The 20,222-nt window shown below is 65.9% G+C and carries 18 protein-coding genes and 1 tRNA gene; 10 read left to right on the forward strand and 9 right to left on the reverse strand.

The annotated features are described in order from the left end of the window. Nucleotides 1–34: 34 nt before the first annotated feature. The 5 genes from LMA02_RS02415 to LMA02_RS02435 form a co-directional block, all read right to left on the reverse strand. Complete coding sequence (locus LMA02_RS02415; protein ID WP_228906760.1) at nucleotides 35–1,249, reverse strand: type II secretion system F family protein; 1,215 nt, start codon at nucleotides 1,247–1,249, stop codon at nucleotides 35–37. Next, entirely contained in the window at nucleotides 1,246–2,523 is a 1,278-nt protein-coding gene (locus LMA02_RS02420) for a GspE/PulE family protein (protein WP_228906766.1), read from the reverse strand. Before LMA02_RS02420 ends, LMA02_RS02415 begins: the two co-directional genes overlap by 4 nt. 82 nt (nucleotides 2,524–2,605) lie before the next feature. Continuing rightward, nucleotides 2,606–3,895, reverse strand: a complete 1,290-nt coding sequence (locus tag LMA02_RS02425; protein WP_228906767.1) for an HlyC/CorC family transporter — start codon at nucleotides 3,893–3,895, stop codon at nucleotides 2,606–2,608. Nucleotides 3,896–4,045: 150 nt separating this feature from the next. After that, nucleotides 4,046–4,122: transfer RNA gene (locus LMA02_RS02430), tRNA-Pro, on the reverse strand. Nucleotides 4,123–4,268: 146 nt separating this feature from the next. Beyond that, nucleotides 4,269–5,264, reverse strand: coding sequence for a polyprenyl synthetase family protein (locus LMA02_RS02435; protein ID WP_006756837.1), 996 nt, complete (start codon nucleotides 5,262–5,264; stop codon nucleotides 4,269–4,271). A gap of 210 nt (nucleotides 5,265–5,474) precedes the next feature. Between LMA02_RS02435 and rplU the strand changes: the two genes are divergently transcribed. The 4 genes from rplU (at nucleotide 5,475) to proB (ending at nucleotide 8,582) form a co-directional block, all read left to right on the forward strand. After that, nucleotides 5,475–5,786 (forward strand): 50S ribosomal protein L21, encoded by a 312-nt coding sequence (rplU, locus tag LMA02_RS02440; RefSeq protein WP_006025184.1) that lies wholly within the window; start codon nucleotides 5,475–5,477, stop codon nucleotides 5,784–5,786. 24 nt (nucleotides 5,787–5,810) lie between these two features. After that, a complete protein-coding gene (gene rpmA / locus LMA02_RS02445; protein WP_006476999.1) occupies nucleotides 5,811–6,074 on the forward strand; it encodes a 50S ribosomal protein L27 in 264 nt (87 codons plus the stop codon). 186 nt (nucleotides 6,075–6,260) lie between these two features. Continuing rightward, nucleotides 6,261–7,373: a GTPase ObgE gene (gene obgE, locus LMA02_RS02450; protein ID WP_105786145.1), complete on the forward strand. Its 1,113-nt coding sequence runs from the start codon at nucleotides 6,261–6,263 to the stop codon at nucleotides 7,371–7,373. A gap of 90 nt (nucleotides 7,374–7,463) precedes the next feature. Next, on the forward strand, nucleotides 7,464–8,582 hold the full coding sequence (gene proB / locus LMA02_RS02455; protein ID WP_006752234.1) for a glutamate 5-kinase: 1,119 nt from the start codon (nucleotides 7,464–7,466) through the stop codon (nucleotides 8,580–8,582). Between the two features lie 112 nt (nucleotides 8,583–8,694). Here proB and LMA02_RS02460 read toward each other — a convergent pair whose 3' ends face one another. Together LMA02_RS02460 and LMA02_RS02465 are read right to left on the reverse strand one after the other, a co-directional pair. Further along, nucleotides 8,695–9,303: a CNP1-like family protein gene (locus LMA02_RS02460; protein WP_228906768.1), complete on the reverse strand. Its 609-nt coding sequence runs from the start codon at nucleotides 9,301–9,303 to the stop codon at nucleotides 8,695–8,697. A 13-nt stretch (nucleotides 9,304–9,316) separates the two neighbouring features. Beyond that, nucleotides 9,317–9,964, reverse strand: a complete 648-nt coding sequence (locus LMA02_RS02465; protein WP_228906770.1) for an RNA pyrophosphohydrolase — start codon at nucleotides 9,962–9,964, stop codon at nucleotides 9,317–9,319. A 218-nt stretch (nucleotides 9,965–10,182) separates the two neighbouring features. Between LMA02_RS02465 and LMA02_RS02470 the strand changes: the two genes are divergently transcribed. Further along, complete coding sequence (locus LMA02_RS02470; RefSeq protein WP_228906772.1) at nucleotides 10,183–11,919, forward strand: proline--tRNA ligase; 1,737 nt, start codon at nucleotides 10,183–10,185, stop codon at nucleotides 11,917–11,919. 21 nt (nucleotides 11,920–11,940) lie between these two features. Further along, nucleotides 11,941–12,543 (forward strand): MarC family protein, encoded by a 603-nt coding sequence (locus LMA02_RS02475; protein ID WP_006752238.1) that lies wholly within the window; start codon nucleotides 11,941–11,943, stop codon nucleotides 12,541–12,543. Between the two features lie 79 nt (nucleotides 12,544–12,622). Here LMA02_RS02475 and LMA02_RS02480 read toward each other — a convergent pair whose 3' ends face one another. Continuing rightward, nucleotides 12,623–13,174, reverse strand: a complete 552-nt coding sequence (locus LMA02_RS02480; RefSeq protein WP_228906774.1) for a hypoxanthine-guanine phosphoribosyltransferase — start codon at nucleotides 13,172–13,174, stop codon at nucleotides 12,623–12,625. 94 nt (nucleotides 13,175–13,268) lie between these two features. Then, nucleotides 13,269–14,636 carry a signal recognition particle protein gene (gene ffh, locus LMA02_RS02485; RefSeq protein WP_006752240.1) on the reverse strand — a complete coding sequence of 456 codons (1,368 nt, stop codon included), beginning with the start codon at nucleotides 14,634–14,636 and terminating at the stop codon, nucleotides 13,269–13,271. 89 nt (nucleotides 14,637–14,725) lie between these two features. On the opposite strand from ffh, the gene LMA02_RS02490 reads away from it, so the two are divergent. The 4 genes from LMA02_RS02490 to LMA02_RS02505 all read left to right on the forward strand — a co-directional run bounded on the left by LMA02_RS02490 (nucleotide 14,726) and on the right by LMA02_RS02505 (nucleotide 20,001). Beyond that, nucleotides 14,726–15,619: a cytochrome C assembly family protein gene (locus tag LMA02_RS02490; RefSeq protein WP_228906782.1), complete on the forward strand. Its 894-nt coding sequence runs from the start codon at nucleotides 14,726–14,728 to the stop codon at nucleotides 15,617–15,619. A 13-nt stretch (nucleotides 15,620–15,632) separates the two neighbouring features. After that, nucleotides 15,633–15,950: a PP0621 family protein gene (locus tag LMA02_RS02495; protein ID WP_228906789.1), complete on the forward strand. Its 318-nt coding sequence runs from the start codon at nucleotides 15,633–15,635 to the stop codon at nucleotides 15,948–15,950. After that, nucleotides 15,947–16,537, forward strand: coding sequence for a 1,6-anhydro-N-acetylmuramyl-L-alanine amidase AmpD (gene ampD / locus LMA02_RS02500; protein ID WP_228906790.1), 591 nt, complete (start codon nucleotides 15,947–15,949; stop codon nucleotides 16,535–16,537). Before LMA02_RS02495 ends, ampD begins: the two co-directional genes overlap by 4 nt. 464 nt (nucleotides 16,538–17,001) lie before the next feature. After that, nucleotides 17,002–20,001: a ribonucleoside-diphosphate reductase subunit alpha gene (locus tag LMA02_RS02505; protein WP_228906792.1), complete on the forward strand. Its 3,000-nt coding sequence runs from the start codon at nucleotides 17,002–17,004 to the stop codon at nucleotides 19,999–20,001. Nucleotides 20,002–20,222: the final 221 nt, after the last annotated feature.

Below are 20,222 nucleotides of genomic sequence, written 5' to 3' on the forward strand. Positions count from 1 at the left end.
TCGGGCTTGAAAGGCGACAGAATCGGTTGCGATGCTACACCACGTTGCCCAGCTGAAGGATGGGCAGATACATCGCGATCACGAGGCCGCCGACGAGTGCACCCAGCACGATCACGATCAGCGGCTCGCCGAGTGCGGTGAGCGCATCGAGACGCGCGTCGAGCTGACGCTCGCAGAGCGCGGCGATGTCGGCGAGCATCGTGTCGAGTGCGCCGGTTTCCTCGGCGACGGCGATTGGCTGTACCACGTCGTCCGGGAAGCAGCCCGCCGCGTGCATCGCATCGGCAAGACGCGCGCCGCGCAGCACGCGCGCCGCGATTTGCGCGGTGGCCTGCTCGAACACCGGGTGGCCGGCCGTGCGTTCGAGCGTGGCGAATGCATCGGCGAGCGGTACGCCGGCACCGAGCAGCGTGGCAAGCGAGCGGCACCAGCGCGCGGCCGCGAACCGCGTGAGCGCGCTGCCGACCAACGGCGCATTCAGTACGTGCCGCGCGGCCGTGTAGCGCAGCGACGGCGAGCGCCGCAGCGCGTGGCGTGCGGCGAGCCCCGCCACCGCGGCGCCGGCGACGAACGTGCCGCCCCAGGCCGATGTCGCGGAGGACAGGGCGAGCAGGGCGCGGGTCGGCGCCGGCAGTGCTGCGCCAAAGCCCTCGAAGATCTGCCGGAACGTTGGCACGACCCACACCATCAGCGCGGCCGAGATCGCGAGCGCGAAGACGATGACGGCGACCGGGTAGGCGAGCGCGGCACACAGCTTGCGCCATTGCGCGTCGGCGCGTTCGCGGTGCTCCGCGACGCGGGTCAGCACGGTGCCGAGCGCACCCGATGCTTCGCCCACCTCGATCAACTGGCGATACAGCGTGCCGAACTGGGACGGATAGCGTGCCAGCGCGGCGGCGAAGCGCTGGCCGCCGACGATCTCGCGTGCGAGACCTGCGGCGATGCGCGGGAGCCCGTCGCGCGTACGGGTGCGGGCAAGCATCTCGAGCGACGGTGCGAGCGGCAGTCCGGCTTGCAGCAGGCTCGCGAGCTGACGGGTGAAGCGCGTGACCTCGCGTGCGCCGGCCGCCGGTGGCCGGGCCGTGCCGCGGATGTCGAGCGACAGCACCGCGACGCCGTCGCGCGCGAGCGTCGCACGTGCGGCGGCTGCATCGAATGCGATGACGTTCCCGCGGCACGGCGTGCCGTCGCGACGACGGCCGCGCCACGCGAAGCGGGTTTCGTGAGGCGGTGCATGCATTGCGATCATGCGTCAGGCGTCGCGGCCAGGGCTTCCGCGACGCTCGTCGTGCCGTCGCGAACGTGCACGAGTGCCGCGTCACGCAGACTGCGCACGCCTTCGGCCGCCGCGCATTGCGTGAGCGCTCCGACGCTTGCGCGCGCGACGATGCGTTCGGCCATCTCCGGTGAAACCGGCATCGTCTGATGCAGGCCGATCCGGCCTCGATAACCGATACCGTGACAGGCGGCACAGCCGCGTGCGACGAACGGGCGCCATCCGGATGCCAGTGCCGCCGAATCGCAGCCCGCGTCGCGCAGCGCGTGTGCCGGCGCGTCCGAACGCGCGCGGCAGCTCACGCACAGACGCCGGACGAGCCGTTGTGCGGTGACGAGGCGCAATGCGGCCGCCAGGTTGTACGGCGCGACGCCGATATCGAGCAGTCGCGCGACCGCGGCCGGCGCGTCGTTCGTATGCAGCGTCGACAGCACGAGGTGCCCGGTCTGCGCGGCCTTGATCGCAACGTCGGCCGTCTCCGCATCGCGAATCTCGCCGACCATGATGACGTCCGGATCCTGCCGCAGCAGCGCGCGCAGCGCCGTGGCGAAGGTCAGCCCGGCTTTCTCCGCCACGCCGACCTGGTTGATGCCGTCGAGCTGAATCTCGGCCGGATCCTCGACGGTGCATACGTTGTGCGCGTCGCGATCGAGCATCTGCAGCGCGCAATAGAGCGACAGCGTCTTGCCGCTGCCGGTCGGACCGGTGACGAGCACGAGACCGTGCGGCGCGCGGATCGCGGCCTCCATTGCCGCGGCCTGCCGCGCGTCGAAGCCGAGGCGCGCGAGCGTGAGGTCGGGCGGCAGCGTTTCGAGGCGGCGCAACACGAGTTTCTCGCCGAACAGCGTGGGCAGCGAACTGACCCGGTAATCGCCTCGCAACCCTCCGTCGACCGTGATGCGCAGCCGGCCGTCCTGCGGCAGCCGGCGCTCGGCGATGTCCATGCGTGCGAGCACCTTGATCCGCGTCACGAGCGCGTCGCGCAGATGGACGGGCGGTCGCGCGTGTTCATGCAGGACGCCGTCGATGCGCAGGCGAAGGCGCCAGCCTGCTTCGAAGGGTTCGACGTGGATGTCGGACGCGTCGCGCACGCGGGCGGCGTGAAGCGTGTCAGTCAGCAGCCGTACGGCGGGCGAGTCGTCGAGTTGCGCCGCATCGAGCGAATGGGGCGGGTCGGCGGGCGATGCGTCGATGGAGGCAGGTGGCCGCTGCGTGCGCAGCGGCGCCCCGGGAGGTGGGAAGTGCATGTGAGCCGGCGCTCGGCCGCCTGTTGATCGTGACCAGCCAATGGTCGCGTATCGCGAGCGGTGCCGACAGTCGGCCGTTCGGCTAGCGCGCGGCGGCGCGTGCGCGCGTGCTGCGCGGCTTGAAGAGCTTGACGGTGCGCACGGCCTGGTCGTCGCTGCGCATGACTTCGAGCATCACGTCGCGGATTTTCAGGCATACGTCGCCGTCGGGAATTTCCTCGAGGATCTCGAGGATCAGGCCGTTCAGCGTCTTCGGCCCGTCGGTCGGCAGTTGCAGGTGCAGCCAGCGGTTCAGTTCGCGCAGCGGCATCCTGGCGGCGACGATGCATTCGCCGTTGTCGTCCCAGCCGCCCGCGCGTTCGCCGCGCGGCATCGACGTCGTGAATTCGCCGATCAGTTCCTCGATGATGTCCTCGGGCGTGACGAGCCCCTCGAGTTCGCCGTACTCGTTGACGACGAGCGCGGTGCGCGCCCGGCTTTCCTGGAAATACTGGAGCTGCTGGACGACCGGCGTGCCCGACGGCACGTAGTACGGCTCGGCGAGCAGCGTGCGCAACGTTTCGCGGTCGAAATCCTGGTTGTGCAGCGCGGTGAGCGTCTTGCGCACATGCAGCACGCCGAGCACCTTGTCGATGTCGCCTTCATAGACGACCAGACGGTTGTGATAGCAGGTCTCGAGTTGATGCAGGATGTCGTCGAGCGGCGCGTAGAAGTTGAGCGACTCGATCTGGCGGCGCGGCACCATCACGTCGTCGACCGTGATGTTCTCGAGGTCGAACAGGTTGAGCAGGATGCTGCGGTGCTTGGTCGGCATGAAGCTGCTCGACTCGAGCACGATCGCACGCAATTCGTCGGCCGACATCCGCTGGTCGCGGCCTTTCTTCGTATTGATGCGCAGCACCCAGAGCACGCCGTTCGCCAGCGCGTTGACGAACCAGACGACCGGCTTGAACACGCGCATCAGCGGCGCGATCACGAGACTGGCGGGCAGCGCGATGCGCTCGGGAAAGGTCGCGCCGACGATCTTCGGCGCGATTTCCGCGAACACGATGATCAGGAACGCGACGATGCCGGTCGCGATCGACAGCGCGAGGTTGTTACGGCCGAACGTGTGCAGCGCGAGCGACGTCGTCAGGACCGGGATGATCGTGTTGAACAGGTTGTTGCCGATCAGGATCACGCTGAGCAGCAGGTCGGTGCGCGTGAGCAGACCCTGCGTGGTTTTCGCGCCGAGCACGCCCTGGCCGGCGAGATGCTTCAGCCGATGACGGTTGAGCGCCATCATCGCGGTCTCGGAAATGGAAAAGAAGCTGGAGCAGAGGAGAAGCAGGAAGACGGCGCCGATTTGCGCCCATAAGGGAATTTGGTCCACGCGTCAGAAAGGGCAGTGAAGGACAGGGATGGAGGGAATATAGCAGAGGCCGGCGGCCGTGATGTGTGGTGCGCGGCACGAGGGCCCGCGCGACCAGGCAAAAAGCAGGCAAAAAAAAACCGTGCACACGGTGCACGGTTTTTTTAAATCTGGTCGGGGTGAGAGGATTCGAACCTCCGGCCTCTACGTCCCGAACGTAGCGCTCTACCAGGCTAAGCTACACCCCGATTTGGACTCTTCCGACTTCGCCGTCTTCTTCAAGGCCGCTGCGTCGTCGAGCAAGAACATAACTATAGCGATGTTTTTTCGAAAAGGGAATACCTTGGCGCAGAAATTTTTCGAGACCGGATATCGCCTCGTGTTTTCCTCGCGCTTACGACTGCCGCGACGTCGAGTACGAGCACAACCCGAGCAGGCTTTCCTTGTAGATCGAATCCGGGAACGCAGTGATCGCGGCGGCAGCGGCCTGTGCTTCCTGGCGCGCGCATTCGAGCGTATGGTCGAGCGCGCCCGAACGCGTGATCGCATCGAAAATCGTGTCGAAGCGATCGGTGCCGCCTTGTTCGATCGCCTCGCGTGCGAGCGCCGACTGTTCGGGCGTGCCGCGTTCGATCAGATAGATGAGCGGCAGCGTCGGCTTGCCTTCGCGCAGGTCGTCGCCGGCGTTCTTGCCCATCGCTTCGGCCGTGCCCGCGTAGTCGAGCCAGTCGTCCATGATCTGGAACGCGGTGCCGATCCGGCGGCCATATTCGGCCGCGGCGGCTTCGGTCGGCGCATCGGCGCCCGCGAGCACCGCGCCGAGGCGGGCCGATGCTTCGAACAGCTTCGCCGTCTTGTAACGGATCACCTGCATGTAGCGCGTCTCGTCGACGTCCGCGTCGTGCATGTTCAGCAGCTGCAGCACTTCGCCTTCGGAAATGATCGTCGTCGCTTCCGACAGGATTTCCATCACGCGCATCTTGCCGACGCCGACCATCATCTCGAACGAGCGCGAATACAGGTAGTCGCCCACCAACACGCTCGCCGCGTTGCCGAACAGCGCGTTGGCCGTCTGGCGGCCGCGCCGCAGCTCGGATTCGTCGACGACGTCGTCATGCAGCAGCGTGGCCGTGTGGATGAACTCGACGACGGCGGCCAGCACGTGCCGCTGGTGCGACGTCTCGCCGAGCGCGCCGGCGACGAGCAACAGCAGGGCCGGACGCAGCCGCTTGCCGCCCGCGCCGATGATGTACTCGGCGATCTGGTTGATCAGCAGCACGTCGGACGCGAGGCTTTGCCGGATAACGCGATTCACCTGCTCCATGTCGCTTGTGATCGGGGCGAGCAGGTGGGCGGCGCTGAGGGTGGGGGAGGCGGTGGACGACGACATGATGATCGAAATGGGTGATGCGGCGGATTATAAGTCCAATCCGCGATATCCCGGTCTGTCGGACGCGCCTGCACCGTGATTTTGGCCGTCCGGCAAGGGCCTGCGCGCGGCAATCGCGGATCGGCTTTGACTTGGGTGCTAACCCCATGTATAATCACGTGTTTTCCGCGCGTGGTGTGCGGAAAATTTGGATCCAGAGTGAGGTTCTCAATGTACGCGGTCATAAAAACCGGCGGCAAGCAGTACAAGGTTGCCGTTGGCGAAAAACTCAAAGTAGAACAGATACCGGCTGACATTGACGCTGAAATCACGCTCGACCAGGTTCTCGCAGTGGGCGAAGGCGAATCGATTAAGTTCGGTACGCCGCTGGTCAGTGGGGCTTCCGTCAAGGCCACCGTTGTGTCGCACGGTCGTCATGCCAAGGTCACCATCTTCAAGATGCGTCGCCGGAAGCACTACCAAAAGCACGGCGGCCACCGCCAGAACTACACTGAGCTGCGCATCGACGCGATCAACGCGTAAGCGCCTCGGTAAAGGAGCAATCAGATGGCACACAAAAAGGCAGGCGGCTCTTCCCGGAACGGCCGCGACTCCGAGTCGAAACGTCTCGGCGTGAAAGTGTACGGCGGCCAGGCGATCAACGCTGGCGGCATCATCGTGCGTCAGCGCGGTACGCGCATGCACGCTGGCGAGAACGTCGGCATGGGCAAGGATCACACCCTGTTCGCGCTGGTCGACGGTCACGTCAAGTTCGCGACCAAGGGCGCGGACAAGAAGCATCTGGTCATCGTTGTCCCGGCGGCTGCCTAAGTTAGGCACCCACGGGCTTCGTAGCCGAAAGGCCCCGCAGTCTTCGCGGGGCCTTTTTTTATTTGGCCGCCGGGCGCATGTGCGCGCCGGCGGCTGTCGCGAAACGGCGGGCAATCGGCCGAACGGCAGATTGTTCAAGCGTGCCGGCGCGCGGCACAATAGCGGAAATACTGGTCGGAGTAACGAATGAAGTTCATTGACGAAGCACGAATCGAAGTCATCGCCGGCGACGGAGGTGATGGGAGCGCGTCGATGCGCCGCGAGAAGTTCGTTCCGTTCGGCGGGCCGGACGGCGGCGACGGCGGCCGGGGCGGCAACGTCTACGCGATCGCCGACCGCAACATCAACACGCTGATCGACTACCGTTACGCGAAGAAGCACCTGGCGCGCAACGGCGAAAACGGTCGCGGCTCGGATTGCTACGGCAAGGGCGGTGACGACGTCACGCTGCGCATGCCGGTCGGCACGGTCGTGACCGACATGGATACCGGCGAGCTGATCGCCGACCTGACCGAACACGGCCAGCAGGTGATGCTTGCGAACGGCGGCGCCGGCGGTCTCGGCAACCTGCATTTCAAGTCGAGCACGAACCGTGCGCCGCGCCAGAAGACCGACGGCAAGCCCGGCGAACGGCGCATGCTGCGGCTCGAGCTGAAGGTGCTCGCCGACGTCGGGCTGCTCGGCATGCCGAACGCCGGCAAGTCGACCTTCATCTCGTCGGTGTCGAACGCGAAGCCGAAGATCGCCGACTATCCGTTTACGACGCTCGCGCCGAACCTCGGCGTCGTGCGGGTCGGCCCGAGCAAGAGCTTCGTGATCGCCGATATCCCGGGGCTGATCGAAGGCGCTGCCGAAGGTGCGGGCCTCGGCCACCAGTTCCTGCGACATCTGCAGCGCACGGGCGTGCTGCTGCATCTCGTCGATTTGGCCCCGTTCGACGAAAACGTCGACCCGGTCGCGGAAGCGAAGGCGATCGTCGGCGAACTGCGCAAGTACGACGAGGCGCTCTACGAGAAGCCGCGCTGGCTCGTCCTCAACAAGCTCGACATGGTGCCGGAAGACGAGCGTGAGGCGCGCGTCGCCGATTTCCTCGCCCGTTTCGACTGGGACGGCCCGGTGTTCGAGATTTCGGCGCTGACGGGCCAGGGCTGCGAAGCGCTGTGCTACGCGATCTACGATTACCTCGCCGAGCATTCGGACGCGCATCGCGCGGCGGAAGAGGAAGATCTGGCCACGGACGTGCGGTTCCGCGATGCGCCGCCCGCCGATGGCGGTGCGACGCCCGGCGACGACGCCTGAGCGGACCCGAAACGCACCGGGCATCGCGCCCGGTGCCGGAATTCAATCGCGCCCGGCCGGGCAGGCATCAGATACAGGAGACGGCGCACGATGCGTTCGATCATCGCGGATTCGAAGCGATTGGTGGTGAAGGTGGGCTCGAGCCTCGTGACCAACGACGGCAAGGGGCTCGATCATGCTGCAATCGGCCGCTGGGCGGCCCAGATCGCCGCGCTGCGCGCACAGGGCAAGGAAGTGGTGCTCGTCAGTTCGGGTGCGATTGCCGAAGGGATGCAGCGGCTCGGCTGGAGCAAGCGTCCGCGCGAGATCGACGAGCTGCAGGCTGCCGCCGCGGTCGGCCAGATGGGGCTCGCGCAAGTCTATGAAAGCCGCTTTACCGAGCACGACATCCGCACCGCACAGATCCTGCTCACGCACGCCGACCTCGCGGATCGCGAACGCTACCTGAATGCGCGCTCGACGCTGCTGACGCTGCTGCGGCTCGGCGTCGTGCCGATCATCAACGAGAACGACACGGTCGTCACCGACGAAATCAAGTTCGGCGACAACGACACGCTCGGCGCGCTCGTCGCGAACCTGATCGAAGGCGATGCGCTGATCATCCTGACCGACCAGTCGGGGCTGTTCACTGCCGATCCGCGCAAGGATCCGAACGCGACGCTCGTCGCGGAAGCCAGCGCGGGCGCGCCGGACCTCGAGGCGATGGCGGGTGGCGCAGGCTCGAGCCTCGGCCGCGGCGGGATGCTGACGAAGATCCTCGCGGCGAAGCGCGCGGCGCATAGCGGCGCGAACACCGTGATTGCGAGCGGCCGCGAAACCGACGTGCTGGTGCGGTTGGCGGCCGGTGAGGCGATCGGCACGCAGCTGATCGCGCGCACCGCGCGGATGGCCGCGCGCAAGCAATGGATGGCCGATCACCTGCAAGTGCGCGGGCACGTCGTGATCGATGCGGGCGCGGTCGAGAAGCTCACGGCCGGCGGCAAGAGCCTGCTGCCGATCGGCGTGATCGGGGTGCAGGGTGCGTTCGCGCGCGGCGAGGTGATCGCGTGCGTCGGCCCCGACGGACGTGAAGTGGCGCGCGGCCTCACTAACTACAGTAGCGCGGAAACGAAGCTGATTCATCGCAAGCCGAGCGGTGAGATCGAGACGGTGCTCGGCTACATGCTGGAGCCGGAGCTGATTCACCGCGACAACCTCGTGCTCGTGTAACCGTTCGGCGCGGCGTCGCCAGACAGCCAAAAAGCAAAAAAGCCCGCATTGCGCGGGCTTTTTCGTTGTGACGGGGCGGAGCAGGACCGGCCAGGCGGCCTGCGTGGCGCCTTCAGCGCAGCTGGCTCATCGCGGTACGATGGAACTTGATGTTCTCGATGATCTGGTGAGTCGTGCCCTGCGGCATCTTGTTCGAGCAGAAGTAGTCCTGGTACAGCGCCGAGTGATACGAGTTCAGTTCGCCGTTCTCGATGCGACGCCAGTCGTTCTCCACCGTGCGATCCCAGCCGTCGTGATCCGAATTCAGGCCCGCATACTGACGCCATTCGTAGGTGTCGCAGCGGATGCCTTCATAGTTCACGTTGCGCGCACCGGCCGGGCTCGTGATGACGACCGCGTAGCGCACGATGCCGTCGGTGCCGACCGCGAGCGACTTCGCATCGACGAAGAACTTGAGCGGCGTGTTCTGCGACACGGTGAACGGCAGCAGGTCGCCCGCTTGCGGCAGCGGCGGCAGCGTCTCGACCGGGTTTTCCTTCCACTCACCCTTACGGTCGAGCAGATAGACGAACTCGCTGTCGTCCTTGTTGGACGGCGCTTTCGAATTGGCGCAACCGGCCAGCGTGGCCGCCGCGACAACCGATGCGAGCGCGAGAGCAATCGCTTTCAATATGCATTCCTCGTAAAAAAAGGGCGCGACACCAAGGTCGCGCCCGGTCATGCAGTCCGACTCGTCATTTGCCGACGATCACGCGGGGCGGCATCTCATCGAGCGTGCTCGCCTCCACTTCGATCTCCGAACAGACTACCGATGTGTCGACAATCGTCAGCGTCTGCTGGGACTGCGCGCCGATGACGCGTGGATAGCGCGACAGGCGCGGCCCCTGCGGCTTGTCGGCTCGCTGCGCCGGGCGGCGCAGGAAGCGCGACAGTTCCGTCAGCGCCAACTGATAGACATCCCGCTTGAACTCGATCACCGCATCGAGTGGCACCCAGTACTCGTTCCAGCGCCACGCATCGAACTCCGGGTGATCGGTCGCGCGCAAGCAAATATCGCAATCGCGTCCGACCATCCGCAGCAGGAACCAGATCTGCTTCTGGCCGCGGTAATGGCCGCGTACTTCGCGTTTGATGAACTTGTCAGGCACCTCGTAACGCAACCAGTCGCGGGTGCGGCCGATTATCTTGACGTGTTCCGGGTGCAGGCCGGTTTCCTCGTGCAGCTCCCGGTACATCGCCTGCATGGGGGTCTCGCCGTACTTGATCCCACCTTGAGGAAACTGCCAGGAATGCTCGCGGAGCCGCTTGCCCCAAAACACCTCGTTGCGCGCGTTCAAGAGGATGATGCCGACGTTCGGGCGAAAGCCTTCACGATCCAGCATACAACCACCTTCGAATCCTTTAAAATTGCTTTGATTATAAACAGATAACGGGCGCTGCGCACCGTGACGGAGCGAATCCGCGCGGGGTACGGCGACTGAATTGTCCCTGATTTGTCTGCTACGTCATCTGCGCCATCGTCGTTCGTCGCGCGCAGCTTTTTCACCTTGAAACTTTTTCGGGCGCCCCGCCTGGGGGCGCCGTATTTGGAACCGTCCGCATGAAAGCTTCCCGTTTCTTTATCGGCACCCTCAAAGAAGCACCGGCCGACGCAGAGATCGTCAGCCACAAGCTGATGGTGCGCGCCGGCATGATCCGTCGTGTCGCCGGCGGCATCTATAACTACCTGCCGGTCGGCCTGCGTTCGATTCGCAAGGTCGAGGCGATCGTGCGCGAGGAAATGAACCGGGCAGGCGCCATCGAGCTGCTGATGCCGGCCGTGCAGCCGGCCGAGCTGTGGCAGGAGTCGGGCCGCTGGGAACAGTACGGCCCCGAGCTGCTGCGCTTCAAGGACCGCAAGGACAACGACTTCGTGATCGGGCCGACGCACGAGGAAGTGATCACCGACATCGCGCGCAACCAGATCAAGAGCTACCGGCAGATGCCGGTGAACTTCTACCAGATCCAGACGAAGTTCCGCGACGAGATCCGTCCGCGCTTCGGCGTGATGCGCGGCCGCGAATTCCTCATGAAGGACGCGTATTCGTTCGACAAGGACACGGCCGGCCTGAACGAGTCGTATCGCAAGATGTACGACGCGTACGTTCGCATCTTCACGCGCCTCGGCCTCGAGTTCCGCGCGGTCGCGGCCGACAGCGGCTCGATCGGTGGCAACTTCTCGCACGAGTTCCACGTGATCGCCGATACCGGTGAGGACGCGATCGCCTATTGCCCGACGTCCGACTTCGCGGCGAACATCGAAGCGGCCGAGGCGCTGCCGTTGATCGCCGAGCGTGCTGCGCCGGCCGAAGCGATGGAGAAGGTCGCGACGCCCGGCAAGGCGAAGTGCGAAGCGGTCGCCGAACTGCTGGCGATCCCGCTCGAGCGCACGATCAAGTCGATCGTGCTCGCCACCGAGAACGAAGGCGCCGAGCCGACCATCTGGCTCGTGATGCTGCGCGGCGACCACGATCTGAACGAAATCAAGGTGTCGAAGCTGCCGGGGCTGAAGAACCACCGCTTCGCGACCGAGCAGGAAATCGTCGACTGGTTCGGCACGCCGCCGGGCTATCTCGGCCCGGTCGGCACGAAGAAGCCGGTGAAGGTGATCGCCGATCGCACGGTCGCGAACATGAGCGATTTCGTCGTCGGCGCGAACGAGGTCGACTATCACATCGCGGGCGTGAACTGGGGCCGCGACCTGCCGGAACCGGAAGTCGCCGATGTGCGCGACGTGAAGAAGGGCGATCCGTCGCCGGACGGCAAGGGCACGATCGACATCTGCCGCGGCATCGAAGTCGGTCACGTGTTCCAGCTCGGTACCAAGTATTCGGAAGCGATGGGCGCGACGTTCCTCGATGAATCGGGCAAGCCGCAGCCGATGCTGATGGGCTGCTACGGCGTCGGCGTCACGCGGATTCTCGGCGCGGCGATCGAACAGAACTTCGACGACCGCGGCATCATCTGGCCCGAGTCGATCGCGCCGTTCGAGGTCGTGCTGTGCCCGATGGGCTACGATCGCAGCGACATGGTCCGCGAGGCCGCCGACAAGCTGTACGCGGAACTGGTCGCCGCCGGCATCGACGTGATCCTCGACGATCGCGGCGAGCGCCCGGGTGTGATGTTCGCCGACTGGGAACTGATCGGCGTGCCGCATCGCCTGGTGATCGGCGAGCGCGGCCTGAAGGAAGGCAAGATCGAGTACCAGGGCCGCCGCGACGCCGAGGCGACGCTGCTGCCGGCGAACGAGGCTGCGGCGACGGTGACGGAGAAGATCCGCGCCGCGCTCGCGCACTAAGCGCTGCGACCGGGGGACACGGTGGAATACACCTTCCTGTCGGCCACCGTGCTTCTCGTGCTGATTACGGATCCGCTCGGCAATATCCCGCTGTTCATCACGGCGATGCGGGACGTGCCGCGCGAGCGGCGCGTGAAGCTGATCCTGCGCGAGGTGGGGATCGCGTTCGTGATCCTGCTGTTCTTCATGGTGGTCGGCGACCGCTTCCTGCGGATGATGAACCTCACCGACCTGTCGCTGCGGCTCGGCGGCGGGATCGTGCTGTTCCTGATCGCGCTGCGGATGATCTTCCCGCATCCGGACGGCGCGCTCGGCAGCGATCCGCGCGCGGGCGGCGAACCCTTCATCGTGCCGCTCGCGATTCCCGCGCTCGCCGGGCCGTCCGCGCTCGCGACGGTGATGCTGCTGACGTCGCAGGCGCCGGGCAAGATGTTCGAGTGGGTCGGCGCGCTGACGGTCACGATGATCGTCTGCGCGATCACGCTGGTGCTGGCCGAACGGATCCAGCAGTGGCTCGGCGAGCGGACCGTCGCGGCGTTCGAGCGGCTGATGGGCCTCGTGCTCGTCGCGATCTCGGTCGAGATGCTGCTGGCCGGCGTCCGGGCGTTCGTGCACCAGCTGTAGCACGGGTGGCGCGGCCGACGAAAAAAAACGGCGCTCCGGGAAACCGGAGCGCCGCTTTTCTTTAAGGCGGGCAGGGCGGTCAGACGTTCGCGGTCAGCGCGCGGATCGTCGGCAGGTTGCGCCAGTAACCCTTGGCGTCCATCCCGCAGCCGAACACGTAGCGGTCCGGCACCGGGAAGCCGCAGAAGTCGGGATGCAGCGGTTTCGTCTTCGCGAGCGTCTTCTCGCACAGCACGGCGGACATGAAGCGCTTCGCGCCCATGTCGAGGATGCGGTCGCGGATCGCGGCCATCGTCTCGCCTTCGTCGAGGATGTCGTCGAGCACGAGCACGATCCGGTCCTTCACCGATTCGCGCGGCGCGACGCGCCAGTGCATCTCCGGGCTGCCCTGCGTCGTGTTGCGGTAGCGGGTCAAGTGGATGTAGTCGAATTCCAGCGGGAAATCGAGATGCGGCAGCAGCATCCCGGTAAACACCGCGGCGCCGCCCATCACCGAAAGAACGAGCGGGAACGCGTCGCCGATCTCGGCGCGGATCGCGTCGGCCATTCTGGAGATCGAGGCGTTGACGGCGTCAGCCGAGACGATCTCTTCGGAGTGGTCGAAAATGTGGAGGGCTTCTTCGCGGTTCATGTGTTCTGGCGAGCAGTCGGTATACAAATAAGAATGAAGCAGAACGGACGGCGCGCGCTACAGCAAAAACCCGCGCGCCGGCCGACGGGCGGAATCAGCGCATGCCGGGCATCATGCCCTTCAGGCCGCGCATCATCTTCTGCATGTTGCCGCCCTTCAGCTTCTTCATCATCGTACGCATCTGGTCGTACTGGTTCAGCATCCGGTTGACTTCCTGCACCGGCACGCCCGCGCCGGCTGCAATGCGGCGCTTGCGCGTCGCTTTGATGATTTCGGGTTTGGCGCGCTCGGCGGGTGTCATCGAGCTGATGATGCCTTCCATCCGGCGGATCGACTTCTCGGCCTGGCCCATGTCGGCACCGGCCGCCGCCTGCTGGAATTGCGCCGGCAGCTTGTCCATCAGCGACGACAGGCCACCCATGTTCTTCATCTGCGAGATCTGCGCGCGGAAATCGTTCAGGTCGAAGTCGCCGCCTTTCTTCACCTTGTCGGCGAGCTTCTGCGCGGCCTGCACGTCGACGCCGCGCTGCGCTTCCTCGACGAGCGCGAGGATGTCGCCCATGCCGAGGATCCGGTTCGCCATGCGATCCGGGTGGAACACCTCGAGGCCGTCGAGCTTTTCGGCGACACCGACGAACTTGATCGGCTTGCCCGTGATGTGGCGCACCGACAGCGCGGCACCGCCGCGCGAATCGCCGTCGAGCTTGGTCAGCACGACGCCGGTGAGCGGCAGCGTGTCGTTGAACGCCTTCGCGGTGTTGACCGCGTCCTGGCCGAGCATCGCGTCGACGACGAACAGCGTTTCAGCCGGCTTCAGCGTGCCGTGCAGCGCGGCGATTTCCTGCATCATCGCCTCGTCGATACCGAGGCGACCGGCCGTATCGACGATCAGCACGTCATGGTAGTGGCGCTTTGCCCAGTCGACGGCCGCGACCGCGATGTCGACGGGCTTCTGATCCGGTGTGGACGGGAAGAAGTCGGCGCCGACCTGTTCGCTCACCGTTTTCAACTGCATGATGGCGGCCGGGCGATACACGTCGCACGAGACCGTCAGCACCTTTTTCTTGTGCTTCTCGCGCAGCAGCTTCGCGAGCTTGCCGACGGTCGTGGTCTTGCCGGCACCCTGCAGGCCCGCCATCAGGATCACGGCGGGCGGCGTGACCGCGAGGTTCAGCTCGGCGGCCTTGCCTTCGTAGTCGCCGCCGATCACGGCGGTCAGTTCCTTCTGGACCACGCCGACGAGCGCCTGACCCGGCGACAGGCTGCTGATCACTTCCTCGCCGAGCGCCTTTTCCTTGACCTTGGCGATGAATTCGCGGACGACGGGCAACGCGACGTCGGCCTCGAGCAGCGCGAGACGCACCTCGCGGAGCATTTCCTGGGTGTTCGCCTCGGTAAGCCGGGCCTCGCCGCGCAGCGTCTTGACGACGCGCGCCATCCGTTGAGTGAGATTGTCGAGCATGGGGAGCGATGGACAGTGGGGCCCGAAGGCGCAACGGAACCGAACAAAGGGAGCCGTCGCGGGGAGGGGGCCTAGTGTAAACTTCGAACATGGATATTGTACTGTATGCCCTCACCGCATTCCTGTACGGCGGCCTCGCCGTCGCAGGCTGGCGCACGCACCGCCAGGGTGCGGCGCCGCTCGTCGCGAGCGTGCCGGCCGTGCCGGTTCCGGCGTCCGCCGCGTCGGGGATGAGCGCGGCCGGCCGCGGGCTGCTGTTCGCGGCGCTCGTCGCGCACGGCGTGCTGCTGCACATGACGATCTTCCCGCACGACGCGATGATCTTCGGGTTCGCGTTCGCGCTGTCCGCGATGTTCTGGCTCGGCGCCGGCATCTACTGGATCGAGAGCTTCTTCTTCCCGCTCGACAGCCTGCGCCTGCTGGTGCTGCCGCTCGCGTGCGGCGCGTCGCTGCTGCCGCTCGTGTTCGGCGGCGTGCGGGTGCTGCCTTATGCCGCAGCGCCGCTGTTCAAGATGCACTTCCTGATCGCGAACATCGCATACGGCCTCTTTGCGATCGCCGCGCTGCACGCGGTCCTGATGCTGATGGTCGAGCGGCGCCTGCAGTCGCTGAGGAGCGGCGGGCGCGACGGTTCGACCGGCTGGATGGCGAGCTGGCTCGAAACGCTGCCGCCGTTGCTCACGCTGGAGAAGCTGCTGTTCCGCCTGATCGGCGCCGGCTTCGTGCTGCTGACGCTGACGCTCGCATCGGGGATCCTGTTCAGCGAGCAGGTCGATGCACGCGCGCTGCGGCTCGATCACAAGACCGTGTTCGCGGTGCTGTCGTGGCTGATGTTCGGCGGCCTGCTGGTCGCCCGCAAGACGTCGGGCTGGCGCGGGCGCGGCGCCGCGCGCTGGGTGCTCGTGTCGTTTGCGGCGCTGCTGCTCGCGTATGTCGGCAGCCGGTTCGTTTTCGAGGTGCTGCTGCACCGCTCCGTGGTTTGAACGCAGGTTTCCGATGCGACAGATTCTTCTCCTGATTCTTCTTTTCTTCGCGGGCTCGTGGCTCGCGCGCAAGCTGCGCCAGGCCCAGGAGCAAGCGCAGGCGCGCGCCGGCCGTGGTGACGGCTCCGACGGCGCGGCCAGTCATGGCGGCGCGGGTGCGGCACGCCCGAACGGCGGCACGCGCTCGCTGCCCGAGCCGATGGTGCGCTGCGCCGAATGCGGCGTGCATGCGCCGAAGGGCGACGCCGTCGCCGCGGGCGGCGAATACTTCTGCAGCACCGAGCATGCGCAGCGCCACGGCGCACGCGCGAGCGGCCACGACGCGCGATGAGCGACGCGGCGCTGCTGTCGGTTGACGCACACGGCTGGGTGCGCGAAGCGCGCCACGCGCCGTCGCCGAATTTCGAGGCGCGGCCCGCGGGCGCGGTGCCGACGCTCGTCGTCGTCCACAACATCAGCCTGCCGCCCGGCGAGTTCGGCGGGGACGCGATCGAGTCGCTGTTCCTGAATCGCCTCGATTGCGATGCGCATCCCTATTACCAGAGCCACCTGCGCGGCGTGCGCGTGTCCGCGCACTTCCTGATTCGCCGCGACGGCGAACTCGTGCAGTTCGTGTCGTGCGACGAGCGCGCATGGCATGCGGGCTCGTCCGAGTTCTTCGGCCGGCCGCGCTGCAACGATTTCTCGATCGGCATCGAGCTCGAGGGCGCGGACGACGTGCCGTTCGACCCGGCGCAGTACGCGACGCTCGGCGTGCTCGCCCGTACGCTCGCCGCACGCTACCCGATCGATGCGGTGGCCGGGCATTCCGACGTCGCGCCGGGCCGCAAGACCGACCCGGGGCCGCATTTCGATTGGCAACGCTTCGCAGGCGATGCCGGCTTTTCGGTCGAATACTTTCCTTTCCGTCAGCACTGAGCGCAGGGTTTTCGAGCCCGCGAAAAAATTTTTTCCGACCAATGCCTTGTCACGTCTGCGCCTGCGCGGGGCGGGGGTGATGTCAATACCTTCAGCGCAAATTATCCGTTTTGACCTCGTCCGAATGTCCACTATACTTGGTGCCAGTTGAGCAGTTCTGTACTAGATATAGTGTGTGTCGCAGGGGAAACCCGAGCGGCACCGGCCGGCGGCCAACGCCGGCGGACAGGGTTCTCAGGGCGGCGCGCCAGGGCCGGACGGTCCGGGCGTCGCGATCAAGCGCAGCGAACTTCGACGGGGCAGGGTACACATGACGAAGCACACGACCGGCTCGGTTGTCGCGCATCGACCGAACCGGCTTCCCCGCCGCATCGCTCGCCTCTTACCGCTCGCGCACCTCATTGCGCAGCGTTCGTTTTAATCCGCGGTTCTCTCCGCACCATCCAACACCAGGAGCTTTGCACATGCAAACCACCGACAACGCGACGTCCCAGTACGAGAGCGCCTCGAGCCGTCCGCTCGGCGGGACCGAACAGGGCGCGAAGGCGCTCGCGCCGCAGGCCACGTTCGCCGACTACAAGGTGATCCGCCGCAACGGCAGCGTAGTCTCGTTCGAGCCTTCGAAGATCGCGATCGCGGTGACCAAGGCTTTCCTGGCCGTCAACGGCGGGCAGGGCGCGGCATCGGCGCGCGTGCGCGAGCAGGTCGAACAGCTCACGCACAGCGTCGTGCGCGCGCTCGTGCGCAGCCGTCCGAACGGCGGTACGTTCCATATCGAAGACATCCAGGACCAGGTCGAACTCGCGCTGATGCGCGGCGGCGAGCACAACGTCGCGCGTGCGTACGTGCTGTATCGCGAGAAGCGCCACCTCGAGCGCCAGCATGCGGGCGAAGAAGCGGCGGCAGCGGGCGGCGACGCGAGCGCGGGCATCAACGTCGTCGACAACGGCGTCACGCGCCCGCTCGACATGAACGCGCTGCGCGAGCTGATCGTGTCGGCATGCGCCGGTCTCGGCGCTGCGGTTAACCCTGAGCCGATCGTCGCGGAGACGGTGAAGAACCTGTACGACGGCGTGCCGATGAGCCAGGTCTACGACTCGGCGATCCTCGCGGCGCGCACGATGATCGAAAAGGACCCGGCGTACAGCCAGGTCACGGCCCGCATCCTGCTGCACACGATCCGCCGCGAGATCCTCGGCGAGGAAGTGCTCCAGGCCGAGATGTCGACCCGCTATACGGAATACTTCCCGCAGTTCCTGAAGCGCGGCGTCGATGCCGGCCTGCTCGACGACAAGCTGCTGCAGTTCGACCTGAAGCGTCTCGGCGAAGCGCTCGACGCGAACCGCGACCTGCAGTTCGGCTACCTCGGCCTGCAGACGCTGTACGACCGCTACTTCCTGCACGTCGAAGGCACCCGCATCGAAATGCCGCAGGCATTCTTCATGCGCGTCGCGATGGGCCTGTCGCTGAACGAGATCGACCGCGAAACGCGCGCGATCGAGTTCTACAACGTGCTGTCGAGCTTTGACTTCATGAGCTCGACGCCGACGCTGTTCAACTCGGGCACGCACCGCTCGCAGCTGTCGTCGTGCTACCTGACGACGGTCGCGGACGACCTCGACGGCATCTATGAAGCGCTGAAGGAAAACGCGCTGCTGTCGAAGTTCGCCGGCGGTCTCGGCAACGACTGGACCCGCGTGCGTGCGCTCGGCTCGCATATCAAGGGCACGAACGGCAAGTCGCAAGGCGTGGTGCCGTTCCTGAAGGTCGTCAACGACACGGCCGTCGCGGTCAACCAGGGCGGCAAGCGCAAGGGCGCGGTGTGCGCGTACCTCGAATCGTGGCACCTCGACATCGAGGAGTTCCTCGAGCTGCGCAAGAACACCGGCGACGATCGCCGCCGCACGCACGACATGAACACGGCGAACTGGATTCCCGACCTGTTCATGAAGCGCGTGATGGAAGGCGCCGACTGGACGCTGTTCTCACCGTCGACCTGCCCGGACCTGCACGACAAGTTCGGCGCGGAATTCGAGGCGGCTTACACGGCTTACGAAGACAAGGTCGCGCGCGGCGAGATCAAGCTGTTCAAGAAGATCCCGGCGGCGCAGCTGTGGCGCAAGATGCTCGGCATGCTGTTCGAGACGGGCCACCCGTGGATCACGTTCAAGGATCCGTGCAACATCCGCTCGCCGCAGCAGCACGTCGGCGTCGTGCACTCGTCGAACCTGTGCACGGAAATCACGCTGAACACGAGCGACACGGAAATCGCGGTGTGCAACCTCGGCTCGGTGAACCTCGTCGCCCACCTGGTGAAGCAGGCCGACGGCACCTACGCGCTCGACCACGACAAGCTGAAGCGCACGATCAGCGTCGCGATGCGCATGCTCGACAACGTGATCGACATCAACTACTACGCGGTGCCGAAGGCGCGTAACTCGAACCTGAAGCACCGTCCGGTCGGCATGGGCATCATGGGCTTCCAGGACTGCCTGCACCTGCTGCGCACGCCGTACGCGTCGGAAGCGGCGGTCGAGTTCGCCGATCGTTCGATGGAAGCGGTCTGCTACTACGCGTACCACGCGTCGACCGAGCTGGCCGAGGAGCGTGGCCGTTACTCGAGCTACCGCGGCTCGCTGTGGGATCGCGGCATCCTCCCGCAGGACACGCTGAAGCTGCTGACGGAAGCGCGCGGTGGCTACGTCGAGGTCGACACGTCCGAATCGCTCGACTGGACGACGCTGCGTTCGCGGATCGCCACGCACGGCATGCGCAACTCGAACTGCGTCGCGATCGCGCCGACGGCGACGATCTCGAACATCATCGGCGTGTCGGCCTGTATCGAGCCGACCTTCCAGAACCTGTACGTGAAGTCGAACCTGTCGGGCGAATTCACGGTGGTGAACGAGTACCTGGTGCGCGACCTGAAGGAACGCGGCCTGTGGGACGAAGTGATGGTCTCCGACCTGAAGTACTTCGACGGCATGCTGTCGCGCATCGACCGCATCCCGGCCGACCTGCGCGCGATCTACGCGACCGCGTTCGAAGTCGACCCGACGTGGCTGGTCGAAGCGGCATCGCGTCGCCAGAAGTGGATCGACCAGGCGCAGTCGCTGAACATCTACATGGGCGGCGCGTCGGGCAAGAAGCTCGACGAGGTCTACAAGCTCGCGTGGCTGCGCGGTCTGAAGACGACCTACTACCTCCGCACGATGGCGGCGACGCACGTCGAGAAGTCGACGGTCGCGCACGGCGCGCTGAACGCAGTGCCGACGGGCGGTGCAGGCGGCTCGAGCAGCGGCGGCGCGCAAGGCGCGGCAGGCGGCTTCGGTGCGGCAGGCGGCGATGCATCGTCGGGCGCGGTCAATGCGGCAGCGGCGCTGGCGCCGGTCGAAGCAGACGGTCCGGTGTGCACGATGCGTCCGGGCGATGCGGGTTTCGACGAGTGCGAAGCCTGCCAGTAACGCAGCGCGTATGACCTAAGGTTCGTGCGGCGCGCATGACAACCGATCGAGGTTGAAGTGTGCGCCGCTCTCAACTAAAAAAATGATAAGGAATCTGTAACGCGCCACTCGCGTTGCAGGCAGTGACGAGCGATCGAAACATCCCCGACGACGTCGCGTTTCGATCAGCGTTCGATGCGTCGAGCGCACCTCGCGATACACGTGCGACACGCGTCGCGCGC

The sequence above is a fragment of the Burkholderia sp. B21-005 genome (genome assembly GCF_020843965.1).
Lineage (GTDB): Bacteria > Pseudomonadota > Gammaproteobacteria > Burkholderiales > Burkholderiaceae > Burkholderia > Burkholderia ambifaria.